We start from the raw sequence: 12,773 nt of genomic DNA, 5'->3' as shown, positions 1-12,773 counted from the left end.
TTGGATCTCTCGGTACGCTGGGATCAATAAGTGATTAACCCAGTTAAAGTCCTCGGTACCTACGTGGGAAAGATACCGGCTCCAAGCCTTAAGGAAAAGGATCAGCCGACGCGTGCGCTGTCGTAAACTCCTGTGCCCTGATAGTGGATGCCCTTTGGAATTCGCACCTTTACGAGTCCCAAGCAGTAAAACTTTTCCACCGCGTCGAAAATGAGCTTCACTGGGCGCTATGCCACCTTCTACCGCATGCCAACAACAGGGACACGCTGATCAATGATGCTCTGGGGTAAGGCCGAAAAACGTCAACCCACCCATGCCCAACGGCTGTTCCACGGTCTGGTTCGTGAGTGGTTGTGGATCGGTTTGCTGTTGTTGCCGATCACAGCCTACCTCTCAATGAGTACTGGCCTGGCTTTGAACAACCCGCTGTATGACAGCCTTCGCCGTCTAACACCGCTGCCGGTGGATCCTCGTATCCTGCTGGTTACTATCGATGACGCCAGCCTGAAGAAGCTCGGCCAGTGGCCTTGGCCCCCTAGTTTGCACGCCGACCTGATCGATCGTCTGAGCGCTGCACAACCCGCCAGCATTCTGTTGGATGTAATCTTCAGCGATCCCGCCGATCCCCTCCAAGAAAAGCGTTTGGCAGATGCGGTGTGCAACGCCGGCAACGTACTGTTGCCCTTGGGGCGTGACGACTCTGCCAGTTATAGCCCACCCAGAGTACAAATGCGGCCGCTGCTCAAATGTGCCAAGGGGGTTGGGCATATCAACGTGGAGGCTGATAGCGATGGCGTGGTGCGCAGCCTTTATTTACGTGAGGGCCCACCCAATGCGACGGCACCTCAGTTGGCGTGGTTGGCGTTCACGATGAGCGGCCAGCCGTCAGAAATGCCAGGTGAGCCTGTGGATTCGAATTCCCAGGATTGGCATCGAGAGTATGCAGTTCGCATCCCGTATATCGCCCCCGACAGCCATTTTCCAAGCGTGTCTTATGTCAGCGTATTACGTGGCGAAGTCTCCCCCGAGCGGCTGCGCAATCGCCTGATTCTGGTAGGAGCGCCAGCATCGGGAATGGGCGATCGCTATGTCACGCCGCTCTCACCCATGGTGGGAACCACGGCGGGCGTGGAGATTCAGGCCAACGTGCTCAATGGATTGCTGCAAGGTCGCAGCATTGTGGACTTGCCCGACTGGGTGGCTGCCCTGATGGCAACATCCCTGGTGGCGGCACTACTGGGGCTGCTGCTCTACCGCCCACGCTTTGCACTGTGGATGACCCTTGGCTGTATGTTCACGGCTTTGCTCGGCTCATTTGCCCTATTGCGTATCGGCTACTGGTGGTCGCCTGCGGCCTGCCTGATCGGATTGCTGCTCAGCTACCTGATCTGGAACTGGCGACGTCTCAGCGTAATCCTGGCGTACTTTGGCTGGGAGTTGGCCCGATTGGATGACGAACCCAAAGTTCTGCCTGAGCGCCGACGTGCGCCTGCCAGCAAAGGTGATGTGTTGCAGGGGCGCATCTTTGCCCTGGAGCAAGCGGTAAGCCGTACAAGGGACACACGACGCTTTATGGCCGATGGTTTGGAGTGCCTGCCGGTGGCGACGCTGATCACAGACACACAAGGCAATATCCTGCTGGCCAATCGCATTGCCCGCGACGTGTTCGGCAGCGATCTGGTCAACCAAAACCTATTGGACCAATTGGTTGATCTGGGTTATCCACCCCTGCACAACGGCGTGCGCCCTGCCCTTTCGGCGTTGGAGCTTGTTGAGTTCCGTGATATTCACCAACGCAGCCTGCGCATGGAGCTTGCTCCTTTACTACCGGCTGAAGGGGATGTGGCGCTGGGTTGGTTGCTAAGCCTCACAGACCTGAGCAAAGAGCGCGAGGCCCAGCAGCACCGGGAAACCATGCTGCGTTTCCTTTCCCATGACCTGCGTGCACCGCACTCGGCGATCCTCGCGCTGCTCGACGTGCACAACGCCGAGTCGCCAGTATTTTCTCAGATTGAGCAGCAAGTACGCCGAGCCTTGAGCCTGACTGAATCCTTCGTCCAGTTGGCGAAAGCGGAGGCCGATGGTTACCACTTCCAACCGACGCTGTTTGCCATGCTGGTAATGGATGCTTTTGACCAGGTAGCACTGATCGCCCAGCTCAAAGGTATTCACCTGGTCCACGATCTTGAAGAGGCGGATGAAGGGATGGTGTCAGCCGATCAGTCCCTACTCACTCGCGCGTTATTCAATGTGCTGGAGAACGCGATCAAGTACTCGCCATCCGGCACCACCGTCCGGTTGAGACACAGCAGCGAACAAGGTTGGTTGGAATGCCTTATCAGCGACCAGGGCCCCGGGATAGCCTCCAAGGATTTACCGGAGCTGTTCAGCCAGTACAAACGCTTTGATTCAGCCCAAGGCAGCGAAGGGTTGGGGCTAGGGCTCACCATGGTCAAGGCAGTCGTGGAGCGCCATGGAGGACGTATCGAATGTGAAAGCACTCTAGGCAAAGGCACCACATTCAGACTGCAATTGCCCTTGCTGGAAGACTGTTAAAACGTCCTTTTCTGCTGTGCATAAAAAACCGGTCACAAGGACCGGTTTTTTTATGCGGAAAAAACTTATGCACGTTTTTCGAGATTTTATCGGCTCTGGAAATATGTAAGTAAATCAGCTTCTTATGACTCAAAAAAGCTGATTCGCCAACAAACCGTACACAGGTTATCCACAGATCCTCATATCACCGGCGTATCCACAACAACTGGCTCCGGCGGTAGAGAACCCATGGCCCGCTGCTGTGCCTCATTCCACGCCTGGGCGCGCTCATTCAGCGCTGCAATAGCGCGTGGGCCTTCGCCTTCTGCGTACATTGGCTCGCCAATCACCACCGTGATGGTGCCCTCGCGTTTTGCCCAACCGGTCTTCGGCCAGAACCTGCCGGCGTTATGTGCAATCGGCAACACTGGCAGGTTGGCGTTGACCGCCAATGCTGTACCGCCACGGGAGAACTTGCCTACGGTCCCAAAGGGGACTCGTGTTCCTTCCGGAAAGATCAGCACCCACACGCCGTCTTTGAGCAGCTCATCGCCCTTCTTGGCGACATGCTTGAGAGCTGCCTTGGGGTTGTCACGGTCGATAGCAATCGGGCGCAACATGGCCATGGCCCAGCCGAAGAACGGCACGTACAGCAGCTCACGCTTGAGCACTTGGCTCAATGGCGAGAAGTAAGCCGAGAGAAAGAAGGTCTCCCAGGTGCTCTGGTGATTCGACAAAATCACGCACGGCTGGTCCGGTACGTTTTCCGCGCCCTTGACCTCGAAACGAATGTTCAGGAACACCTTGGTCAGCCACAACGCGCAGCGGCACCAATAGACGTTGATAAAGCGATAGCGCGCCTTGAACGGCAGGAACGGCGCAATAAAAAAGCTCAGGGTGCACCAGAGAAACGAACTGGTGCCCAGCAGCAGGTAAAAGAAAAAGGTTCTGATGGCCTGCAAAATCGACATGGCGGCATTTACCGTTGCGGGACAGGGCCCGCCTGTTAAAAGCGCACTCCCGAACAGTCCTTGGTCAGGAAGTCGAGGGCGGCTAGTTGTTGATAAGTTCTGCGGCAACCGCCGCCAGATCGTCAAAAATCAAGGTGCCTACCGGCAGGTTTTTCGCCTGGGTCTTTTCGCCTTTCCCGGTCTTTACCAAAACTGGCTGAGAGTCGACGGCTTTGGCCGCCTCCAGGTCACCGAGGCTGTCCCCGACGAACCATATCCCAGCCAAGGGCACCTTGTAATGTTCTGCAATGGTTTTCAACATGCCAGGTTTGGGTTTGCGGCAATCGCAGCCCTCATCCGGCCCGTGAGGGCAGTACACCACCAGCCCCACCTCACCGCCCTGCTCCGCCACCAGCGTGCGCAAGCGCGCGTGCATGGCGTCCAGGGTAGCGATGTCGTAATAGCCACGGGCAATGCCGGACTGGTTGGTGGCGATGGCCACCGTCCAGCCGGCTTTGCTCAACTGCGCGATGGCCTCGATCGAACCGGGCAGTGGAATCCATTCCGCCACCGACTTGATGTAAGCGTCGGAGTCGTAGTTGATCACCCCGTCCCGATCGAGAATCAGCAGTTTCAACATGGTCAGCTCAGTGTCGAAATGTCAGCGATGTTGACGAACAAGCCGCGCAGACGCGCCAGCATGGCGTAACGGTTTTTCCGTACGCCGGCATCTTCGGCATTGATCATCACGGCTTCGAAGAACGCATCCACCGGTTCACGCAGGGTGGCCAGGCGCGCCAGCGCTTCGGCGTAGTTACGCTCGGCGATCAGCGGCTTGACGGCGTTTTCTGCCTTGGCGATGGCCGAATTCAGCGAGAACTCTTTGGCATCGGCAAACAGGCCAGGGTCGACGTCGCCATTGCCCAGGCCTTCGGCCTTGCTCAGCAGGTTCGACACACGCTTGTTCACAGCGGCCAGGGCATCGGCTTCCGGCAACTTACGGAAGGCCTGTACGGCTTGTACGCGCTGATCGAAGTCCAGCGCCGAACCCGGCTGCAGGGCGCGAACCGACAGGTAGACGGAAACGTCCACGCCTTCGTCTTCGTAACGCGCACGCAGGCGGTCGAACACGAACTCCAGCACTTGCTCGGCCAGACCCGCTTGCTTGACCTTAGTACCGAACTGACCCACCGCGAACACGATGGCCTGTGTCAGGTCCAGGTCGAGCTTCTTGTCGATCAGGATACGCAGCACGCCCAATGCCGCACGGCGCAGGGCGTACGGGTCCTTGCTACCGGTAGGCAGCATGCCGATACCGAAGATGCCCACCAGGGTATCCAGCTTGTCGGCGATGGCCACGGCCGCACCGGTCAAGGTAGTTGGCAGTTCTGCACCAGCACCGCGTGGCATGTACTGCTCGTTCAGCGCCAGGGCGACGTCTTCGGCCTCGCCATCGTTGAGGGCGTAGTAGTAGCCGGCAACACCTTGCATCTCTGGGAATTCGCCGACCATCTCGGTCGCCAGGTCGCACTTGGACAGCAAACCAGCGCGGGCGGCCGAGGCCGCATCGCCGCCGATGCGTGGTGCGATGTAGGCAGCGAGTTTGGAAACACGCACAGCCTTGTCGTAGACGCTACCGAGTTTTTCCTGGAACACCACGTTTTGCAGGCGCAGGTTGAAGTCTTCGAGCTTCTGCTTCTTGTCTTGCGTGAAGAAGAACTCAGCGTCAGTCAGTCGCGGGCGAACGACTTTCTCGTTACCGGCGATGATCTGCTGCGGGTCTTTGCTTTCAATGTTGGCTACGGTGATAAAGCGCGGCAGCAACTTACCGTCCACGTCCAGCAGGCAGAAGTACTTCTGGTTGTCCTGCATGGTGGTGATCAGTGCTTCTTGCGGCACATCGAGGAAGCGCTCTTCGAACGAGCACACCAGCGGCACAGGCCATTCAACCAGCGCGGTCACTTCGTCGAGCAGGCTTGGCGGCACGATGGCGGTGCCTTCCTGCAGGCGGGCCAGTTCTTCGGTGCGCTTGCTGATCAGCTCGCGACGCTCGTTGGCGTCGGCCAGCACATAGGCTGCACGCAGATCGGCGGCATAGTTCGCCGGCGAGGTGATGCGTACGGCTTCTGGATGGTGGAAGCGGTGACCGCGGGAATCTCGGCCGGCCTTCTGGGCGAGGATGGTGCAGTCAATGACCTGGTCACCGAGCAGCATCACCAGCCATTGGGTTGGGCGGACGAATTCTTCTTTACGTGCACCCCAGCGCATGCGCTTGGGGATCGGCAGGTCGTTCAGGGAGTCTTCAACGATGGTCGGCAGCAGGCTGGCAGTCGGCTTACCGGTGATGACCTGGCTGAAACGCAGTTTCGGACCACTCTGGTCGATCTCGCTCAGTTCCACGCCGCACTTCTTGGCAAAACCAAGGGCAGCCTGGGTCGGATTGCCTTCAGCGTCGAAAGCCGCTTGGCGCGGCGGGCCGTCGAGGTTAATGCTGCGGTCCGGTTGCTGGGTTTCCAGCGCGGTCAGCAACACGGCCAGGCGACGTGGCGCGGCGTAGACTTTCTTGGCTTCAAACTTCAGGCCAGCGCTTTGCAGGCCTTTTTCGATCCCGGCCAGGAACGCATCGGCCAGGGTGTTGAGTGCCTTCGGTGGCAGCTCTTCGGTGCCCAGTTCAACCAGGAAATCTTGAGCACTCATTGTGCAGCCTCCAGCTTAGCCAACACTTCATCACGCAGGTCCGGGGTTGCCATCGGGAAGCCCAGCTTGGCGCGAGCCAGCAGGTAGGCTTGGGCGACGGAACGCGCCAGGGTGCGTACACGCAGGATGTATTGCTGGCGCGCGGTTACCGAGATGGCACGGCGGGCGTCCAGCAGGTTGAAGGTATGGGACGCCTTCAACACCATTTCATAGCTTGGCAGCGGCAGCGGCTGATCGAGTTCGATCAGACGCTTGGCTTCGCTTTCGTAGAAGTCGAACAGTTCGAACAGCTTTTCGACGTTGGCGTGTTCGAAGTTGTAGGTGGATTGCTCCACTTCGTTCTGGTGGAACACATCGCCGTAGGTCACTTTGCCGAACGGGCCGTCAGCCCACACCAAGTCGTAGACCGAGTCCACGCCTTGCAGGTACATGGCCAAGCGCTCAAGGCCGTAGGTGATTTCGCCGGTCACCGGGTAGCACTCGATGCCACCGGCTTGCTGGAAGTAAGTGAACTGCGTTACTTCCATGCCGTTGAGCCAGACTTCCCAGCCCAAGCCCCAGGCACCCAGGGTCGGCGACTCCCAGTTGTCTTCGACGAAGCGGATATCGTGGACCAGCGGATCAAGGCCAACATGCTTGAGCGAGCCCAGATACAGTTCCTGGAAATTGTCCGGGTTCGGCTTCAATACCACCTGGAACTGGTAGTAGTGCTGCAGACGGTTCGGGTTTTCGCCGTAGCGGCCGTCAGTCGGGCGACGACTGGGCTGCACATAAGCGGCGTTCCAGGTTTCCGGGCCAATGGCCCGCAGGAAGGTAGCGGTGTGGAAAGTGCCGGCGCCTACTTCCATATCGTAGGGCTGAAGTACCACACAACCTTGCTCGGCCCAGTATTGCTGGAGGGCGAGGATCAAGTCTTGGAAGGTACGCACGGCTGGCGTAGGCTGGCTCACGAAATTCACCTGTTACTTGGGCTGCGATTTAAAGAGCGGGAGTATACCCGATTCGGCCGCGCCACCATCCCCTGGAGCCTTATGCCACGCTGCTTTTGGTGTTCTGAAGATCCGCTGTACATGGCTTATCACGATCAGGAGTGGGGAACGCCGCTACGCGATGCGCAGGGTTTGTTCGAGTTGCTTTTACTCGAAGGGTTCCAGGCGGGCCTTTCCTGGATCACCGTTTTACGCAAACGCGAGCATTATCGAAAGGTCTTGTTCGGTTTTGATCCGCAGCGGTTGGCGCAATTGAGCGATGACGAGATCGAAGCGCTGATGCTCGACCCAGGTATCGTGCGCAACCGCCTCAAGCTCAACGCCACCCGGCGCAACGCTGCGGCTTGGCTGGCGCTGGCGGATCCGGTGGGGTTGCTCTGGTCGTTTGTCGGCGGGGTGCCCAAGGTCAACCATTTCAAGGACCGCAGCGAAGTGCCGGCGATTACGCCGGAGGCTGAAGCCATGAGCAAAGCACTCAAGAAAGCCGGTTTCACCTTTGTTGGCCCGACCATCTGTTACGCGTTCATGCAGGCCTCTGGCATGGTCATGGACCACACTCAGGACTGCGACCGTTACGCGGACTTGGTCAACGCCGGTTAGAATGCGCGCTTTGCGCACTACACACGATCAGGAGTGACCTGTGGAAAAGTTTAAAGGCGCCTTGCTGGTAGGCGCTCTTCGGTTGTTTGCCCTGCTGCCATGGCGCGCAGTGCAAGCCGTGGGTTCGGCCATCGGCTGGATCATGTGGAAAACCCCCAACCGATCCCGCGAAACGGTGCGGATCAACCTCTCAAAATGCTTTCCGGACATGGACCCCGCTGCCCGGGAGCGCCTGGTCGGCCAAAGCCTGATGGACATCGGCAAGTCCCTGACTGAAAGCGCCTGCGCCTGGATCTGGCCGGCCCAGCGTTCCATCGACCTGGTGCGTGAAGTCGAAGGCCTGGAAGTGCTGCACGAAGCTCTGGCCTCGGGCAAAGGCGTAGTCGGCATCACCAGCCACCTGGGCAACTGGGAAGTGTTGAACCACTTTTACTGCAACCAGTGCAAACCGATCATTTTTTACCGCCCGCCCAAGCTCAAGGCAGTGGATGAGTTGCTGCGCAAGCAGCGCGTGCAGTTGGGCAACCGTGTGGCGGCTTCCACTAAGGAAGGCATCCTCAGTGTGATCAAGGAAGTGCGTAAAGGTGGCCAAGTGGGTATTCCCGCTGACCCGGAGCCGGCGGAATCGGCGGGGATCTTCGTGCCATTCTTTGCAACCCAGGCGCTCACCAGCAAGTTCGTGCCGAATATGCTCGCGGGCCATAAGGCGGTCGGTGTATTCCTGCATGCCCTGCGACTGCCGGATGGTTCGGGCTACAAAGTGATCCTGGAAGCTGCGCCGGAAGACATGTACAGCACCGACACCGCCACGTCTTGCGCCGCGATGAGCAAGGTCGTTGAGCGTTATGTCGGCGCCTACCCGAGCCAGTACATGTGGAGCATGAAGCGCTTCAAGAAACGCCCGCCGGGTGAAGAGCGGTGGTATTGACCCAAAGACAATACAAAACCAAATGTGGGAGGGGCGGTGCGACGATTCGACTTGCCCCTCCCACATTTTCGATCTGCTTAGCTTTGGCGGTCGAGTTTCTTCAGGAACACCGTCATCTCTTTCTCGGCCTGCTTGTCGCCATGGGCCTGGGCCGCTTCAACGCCCTTCTCCCACGCCTGTCGCGCTGCGGAGTTATCACCCTGGCCTAACTGTGCCTTGCCCAACAACTTCCACGCCGCCGAATACTTCGGATCGAACTCGACGCATTTCTGCAAATGCTCCGCCGCCTTGGCGTTGTCCTTCAAATCCAGATAACCCTTGCCCAAGCCGAAGCGCAGCAGCGAATTATCCACACCCTTGGCGAGCATTTTTTCCAGGGATTCGAGCATGTCGGTCACTCCGGTTGATCAGAAAAAGCTCAATCCCACGTGGAACAACTTCTCCACATCGCGGATATGTTTTTTATCCACCAGGAACAGGATCACGTGGTCACCCGTGGCGATCATCGTATCGTCGTGGGCAATGATCACCTCTTCGTCACGAATGATCGCGCCAATGGTTGTGCCCGGCGGCAGGCCGATATCGCGGATGGCTTTGCCGATCACTTTGCTCGACTTCGAATCCCCATGGGCGATCGCCTCAATGGCTTCCGCCGCGCCGCGCCGCAAGGAGTGCACGCTGACGATATCGCCACGGCGTACGTGGGCCAGCAAGGTGCCGATGGTGGCCAACTGCGGGCTGATGGCGATGTCGATATCGCCGCCCTGGATCAGGTCGACATAGGCCGGGTTGTTGATGATGGTCATCACCTTCTTCGCCCCCAGCCGCTTGGCCAGCAGCGACGACATGATGTTGGCTTCGTCATCGTTGGTCAGGGCCAGGAAGATGTCGGCGTCGGCGATGTTCTCTTCCATCAACAGGTCGCGGTCCGAGGCGCTGCCTTGCAGGACGACGGTGCTGTCGAGGGTGTCGGACAAATGCCGGCAGCGCGCCGGATTCATCTCGATGATCTTCACTTGGTAACGACTTTCGATGGCCTCGGCCAGCCGCTCGCCGATCTGGCCGCCTCCGGCGATAACGATGCGCTTGTAGTTCTCGTCGAGCCGGCGCATTTCGCTCATGACGGCGCGAATATTCGCTTTGGCCGCGATGAAAAACACCTCGTCGTCGGCTTCGATCACTGTATCGCCCTGCGGCAGGATCGGCCGGTCACGCCGAAAAATCGCCGCTACGCGGGTTTCCACATTGGGCATGTGTTCACGCAGTTGGCGCAGTTGTTGGCCGACCAGTGGACCGCCGTAATAGGCCTTCACTGCGACCAATTGGGCTTTGCCACCGGCGAAGTCGATCACCTGCAAGGCGCCCGGGATTTCGATCAGGCGCTTGATGTAGTGGGTCACCACTTGCTCAGGACTGATGAGCACATCTACAGGAATGGCGTCGTTATCGAACAGGCCGGCGCGGGTCAGGTAGGCGGCTTCGCGGACCCGGGCGATCTTGGTCGGGGTGTGGAACAGGGTATGGGCGACTTGGCAGGCGACCATATTGGTCTCGTCGCTGTTGGTCACGGCCACGAGCATGTCGGCATCGTCGGCCCCGGCCTGACGCAGCACCGTAGGAAACGATGCACGACCTTGTACGGTGCGGATATCCAGGCGGTCGCCCAAGTCGCGCAGTCGTTCGCTATCGGTGTCGACCACGGTAATGTCGTTGGCTTCACTGGCCAAATGTTCGGCCAGTGTGCCGCCGACCTGCCCTGCCCCAAGGATGATGATTTTCATCCGGTCACTCCCTCAATAACCATTCAGCCACGCGCGGCGGCGATCTTGATCAGTTTGGCGTAGTAGAAGCCATCGTGTCCGCCTTCTTGCGCGAGCAGTTGGCGACCGTGAGGCTGCTTGATACCGGCCGTCGTGGCGAGATCCAGCTCACGGGCGCCGCTTGTGCGAGCGAGGAAGGCTTCGATCACCTCAGTATTTTCGGTGGGCAATGTCGAGCAGGTGGCGTAGAGCAGAATGCCGCCGACTTCGAGGGTCGGCCACATCGCGTCCAACAGTTCACCTTGCAGCGCGGCCAGGGCGGCGATGTCGTCGGGTTGGCGTGTGAGCTTGATGTCCGGGTGGCGGCGGATCACACCGGTCGCGGAGCAAGGCGCGTCCAGCAGAATGCGCTGGAACGGTTTGCCGTCCCACCATGCGGCGGTGTCACGGCCGTCGGCGGCGATCAGTTCGGCGCTCAGGCCCAGGCGTGCGAGGTTTTCCCTTACACGCACGAGGCGCTTGGCTTCCAGGTCAACAGCGACGACACCGGCCAAGCCTTTTTCGACTTCCAGGATGTGACATGTCTTACCGCCTGGTGCACAACAAGCGTCCAGCACGCGCTGGCCCGGTGCCAGATCGAGCAGGTCGGCGGCCAGTTGCGCGGCTTCGTCCTGCACACTGATCCAACCCTCGGCAAAGCCCGGCAGGCTGTGTACATCGGCGGCGGCCTCCAGCACGATGCCGTCGGTGCTGTACACGCACGGCGTCGCGTTGATGCCTGCGGCCGTCAGCAATTGCAGGTACGCGTCACGGCTGTGATGGCGACGGTTGACCCGCAGGATCATCGGCGGGTGCGCATTGTTCGCCGTGCAAATGGCTTCCCACTGCTCGGGCCAGAACGCCTTGAGGGATTTTTGCAGCCAGCGCGGGTGGGCGGTACGCACTACCGGGTCATGTTCCAGCTCCGCCAGCAGCGCCTCGCTTTCGCGTTGGGCACGGCGCAGCACAGCGTTGAGCAGGGCCTTGGCCCAAGGTTTTTTCAGCTTGTCGGCGCATCCGACGGTTTCACCGATGGCGGCGTGGGCCGGCACGCGGGTGTAGAGCAACTGATAAAGCCCCACCAGCAACAGCGCCTCGACGTCAGCATCGGCCGCCTTGAAAGGCTTTTGCAGCAGCTTGGCCGCCAGCGCCGACAAACGAGGTTGCCAACGGGCGGTGCCAAAGGCCAGGTCCTGGGTGAAGCCGCGATCACGGTCTTCGACTTTATCCAACTGCGTGGGCAGTGAACTGTTCAGCGAAGCCTTGCCGTTGAGTACGGCGGCGAGAGCCTTGGCGGCGGCCAGACGTGGGTTCATCGCGCGGCCACCCCAAGTACAGTGCCCAGGGAAAATTTCTCACGACGGCTGTTGAACAAGTCGCTGAAATTCAGCGCCTTGCCGCCGGGTAATTGCAGACGCGTCAGGCACAGCGCCTGTTCACCGCAGGCGACCAACAGGCCTTCCTTGCTGGCGCCGATTATCTCGCCGGGGGCGCCTTTGCCGTCCGCCAAATGGGCAGCCAGCACTTTCAAGGCTTCGCCGTTGAGGGTGCTGTGGCAGACCGGCCACGGGTTGAAGGCACGCACCAGCCGTTCCAGCTCCACCGCCGGACGGCTCCAGTCGATGCGTGCTTCGTCTTTGTTCAATTTGTGGGCGTAGGTGGCCAGGCTATCGTCCTGCACTTCGCCTTCCAGGGTGCCTTCGGCGAGGCCGGCGATGGCTTGGATGACGGCAGTTGGGCCCATTTCGGCCAGGCGGTCGTGCAGGCTGCCGCCAGTGTCTTCGGCGGTGATCGGCGTAACCACTTTGAGCAGCATCGGGCCGGTGTCCAAACCTGCCTCCATGCGCATCACGGTCACACCGCTTTGCGCATCACCGGCTTCCACCGCGCGCTGAATCGGCGCCGCACCGCGCCAGCGTGGCAGCAGCGACGCATGGCTGTTGATGCAACCCAGGCGCGGGATATCCAGCACCACTTGCGGCAGGATCAAGCCGTAAGCCACCACCACCAGTAGGTCAGGATTGAGCGCAGCCAGCTCGGCCTGGGCCTCGGCGTTGCGCAGGGTAGGCGGCTGCAGTACAGGAATGTTGTGCTCAAGCGCCAACTGCTTGACCGGGCTCGGCATCAGTTTTTGCCCGCGACCGGCCGGGCGATCCGGCTGGGTATACACCGCAATGACATCGTGAGGGCTGGCAAGCAGCGCCTTGAGGTGTTCGGCGGCGAATTCAGGGGTGCCGGCAAAAACAATGCGCAATGGCTCGGTCATGGGAAGTCT

Annotated in this window: 11 protein-coding genes; 3 read left to right on the top strand and 8 right to left on the bottom strand. The window is 59.7% G+C overall.

The genetic code is table 11. The annotated features are described in order from the left end of the window. The first annotated feature begins 273 nt into the window (after window positions 1-273). The gene (locus tag AB4N82_RS09810) at window positions 274-2,556 is read left to right on the top strand and encodes a CHASE2 domain-containing protein (RefSeq protein WP_122764016.1); all 2,283 of its coding nucleotides are present in this window, start codon (window positions 274-276) and stop codon (window positions 2,554-2,556) included. Between the two features lie 179 nt (window positions 2,557-2,735). Here the strand turns inward: AB4N82_RS09810 and AB4N82_RS09805 are convergent, their stop codons facing one another. From AB4N82_RS09805 to glyQ, 4 genes are all read right to left on the bottom strand, one after another. Continuing rightward, entirely contained in the window at window positions 2,736-3,506 is a 771-nt protein-coding gene (locus AB4N82_RS09805; RefSeq protein ID WP_095185270.1) for a lysophospholipid acyltransferase family protein, read from the bottom strand. Between the two features lie 82 nt (window positions 3,507-3,588). Then, the gene (gene gmhB, locus AB4N82_RS09800; RefSeq protein WP_012721458.1) at window positions 3,589-4,125 is read right to left on the bottom strand and encodes a D-glycero-beta-D-manno-heptose 1,7-bisphosphate 7-phosphatase; all 537 of its coding nucleotides are present in this window, start codon (window positions 4,123-4,125) and stop codon (window positions 3,589-3,591) included. Window positions 4,126-4,127: 2 nt separating this feature from the next. Continuing rightward, window positions 4,128-6,182, bottom strand: coding sequence for a glycine--tRNA ligase subunit beta (gene glyS / locus AB4N82_RS09795; protein ID WP_460104861.1), 2,055 nt, complete (start codon window positions 6,180-6,182; stop codon window positions 4,128-4,130). Further along, window positions 6,179-7,132: a glycine--tRNA ligase subunit alpha gene (gene glyQ, locus AB4N82_RS09790; RefSeq protein ID WP_003213601.1), complete on the bottom strand. Its 954-nt coding sequence runs from the start codon at window positions 7,130-7,132 to the stop codon at window positions 6,179-6,181. The genes glyS and glyQ overlap by 4 nt, the downstream gene beginning before the upstream one ends. 81 nt (window positions 7,133-7,213) lie before the next feature. Between glyQ and AB4N82_RS09785 the strand changes: the two genes are divergently transcribed. Both AB4N82_RS09785 and AB4N82_RS09780 read left to right on the top strand, forming a co-directional pair. Further along, window positions 7,214-7,771, top strand: coding sequence for a DNA-3-methyladenine glycosylase I (locus tag AB4N82_RS09785; RefSeq protein WP_122764017.1), 558 nt, complete (start codon window positions 7,214-7,216; stop codon window positions 7,769-7,771). A 40-nt stretch (window positions 7,772-7,811) separates the two neighbouring features. Continuing rightward, entirely contained in the window at window positions 7,812-8,699 is an 888-nt protein-coding gene (locus AB4N82_RS09780; RefSeq protein WP_032885142.1) for a lysophospholipid acyltransferase, read from the top strand. A 77-nt stretch (window positions 8,700-8,776) separates the two neighbouring features. Here the strand turns inward: AB4N82_RS09780 and AB4N82_RS09775 are convergent, their stop codons facing one another. From AB4N82_RS09775 to fmt, 4 genes are read right to left on the bottom strand one after another with little or no spacing between them, the layout of a single operon-like run. Further along, entirely contained in the window at window positions 8,777-9,088 is a 312-nt protein-coding gene (locus AB4N82_RS09775; RefSeq protein ID WP_032885141.1) for a tetratricopeptide repeat protein, read from the bottom strand. 18 nt (window positions 9,089-9,106) lie between these two features. Next, window positions 9,107-10,480 (bottom strand): Trk system potassium transporter TrkA, encoded by a 1,374-nt coding sequence (gene trkA, locus AB4N82_RS09770; RefSeq protein WP_032885140.1) that lies wholly within the window; start codon window positions 10,478-10,480, stop codon window positions 9,107-9,109. Between the two features lie 23 nt (window positions 10,481-10,503). Beyond that, window positions 10,504-11,814, bottom strand: a complete 1,311-nt coding sequence (rsmB, locus tag AB4N82_RS09765) for a 16S rRNA (cytosine(967)-C(5))-methyltransferase RsmB (RefSeq protein ID WP_122764018.1) — start codon at window positions 11,812-11,814, stop codon at window positions 10,504-10,506. Continuing rightward, complete coding sequence (gene fmt, locus AB4N82_RS09760; protein ID WP_122764019.1) at window positions 11,811-12,764, bottom strand: methionyl-tRNA formyltransferase; 954 nt, start codon at window positions 12,762-12,764, stop codon at window positions 11,811-11,813. The genes rsmB and fmt overlap by 4 nt, the downstream gene beginning before the upstream one ends. Window positions 12,765-12,773: the final 9 nt, after the last annotated feature.

The sequence above is a fragment of the Pseudomonas sp. H1_D04 genome, assembly GCF_054683855.1.
This window is presented reverse-complemented; position numbering and strand designations above follow the sequence as displayed.

What these genes read in the sequence shown, in the direction of transcription:
- AB4N82_RS09810 (WP_122764016.1), top strand. Translation starts at nt 274, where the DNA reads ATGATGCTCTGGGGTAAGGCCGAAAAACGTCAACCCACCCATGCCCAA.
- rsmB (WP_122764018.1), bottom strand. Translation starts at nt 11,814, where the DNA reads ATGAACCCACGTCTGGCCGCCGCCAAGGCTCTCGCCGCCGTACTCAAC.
- gmhB (WP_012721458.1), bottom strand. Translation starts at nt 4,125, where the DNA reads ATGTTGAAACTGCTGATTCTCGATCGGGACGGGGTGATCAACTACGAC.
- AB4N82_RS09785 (WP_122764017.1), top strand. Translation starts at nt 7,214, where the DNA reads ATGCCACGCTGCTTTTGGTGTTCTGAAGATCCGCTGTACATGGCTTAT.
- trkA (WP_032885140.1), bottom strand. Translation starts at nt 10,480, where the DNA reads ATGAAAATCATCATCCTTGGGGCAGGGCAGGTCGGCGGCACACTGGCC.
- AB4N82_RS09775 (WP_032885141.1), bottom strand. Translation starts at nt 9,088, where the DNA reads ATGCTCGAATCCCTGGAAAAAATGCTCGCCAAGGGTGTGGATAATTCG.
- glyS (WP_460104861.1), bottom strand. Translation starts at nt 6,182, where the DNA reads ATGAGTGCTCAAGATTTCCTGGTTGAACTGGGCACCGAAGAGCTGCCA.
- fmt (WP_122764019.1), bottom strand. Translation starts at nt 12,764, where the DNA reads ATGACCGAGCCATTGCGCATTGTTTTTGCCGGCACCCCTGAATTCGCC.
- AB4N82_RS09805 (WP_095185270.1), bottom strand. Translation starts at nt 3,506, where the DNA reads ATGTCGATTTTGCAGGCCATCAGAACCTTTTTCTTTTACCTGCTGCTG.